General features: G+C 77.3%; 1 protein-coding gene. It reads right to left on the bottom strand.

All coding sequences use genetic code 11. The features are described from left to right. On the bottom strand, window positions 1–243 hold a 243-nt coding region (locus NCS03_RS31035; protein ID WP_250530512.1), incomplete at its 3' end, for a hypothetical protein. Window positions 244–269: the final 26 nt, after the last annotated feature.

Genomic DNA, 269 nt, shown 5'->3' with positions numbered 1-269 from the left:
CGCGCGGTGCGCGTGGTGGACGCGGTTCGCGAGGCTCGCGCGGTGCGGGCGGGCGTTCGGCGGCTCGTCCGGGGGCGACAGGCTCGCGGCGCGCGACGGGCGCGGGCCGTTCGTTTCGATGCTGGGCGCGTTGGGCGTCGTGCTTGCGCGTGTCGGCTGGCTTGGTCGGCGCGCCGCCGTCCGGTCGCTCGGCTCGATGCCTCTCGCGCGGCGGACGCGCGTCTTGCGCGTGGCGAGTGTCATCGCGCTTCGCGGGCGCGGCCTTATCG

The organism is Caballeronia sp. ATUFL_F1_KS4A, from assembly GCF_023630905.1.
Classification (GTDB): Bacteria; Pseudomonadota; Gammaproteobacteria; order Burkholderiales; family Burkholderiaceae; genus Caballeronia; species Caballeronia zhejiangensis.
Note: the sequence above shows the minus strand (reverse complement) of the source record. Positions and strands in the feature narration are given on the sequence as shown.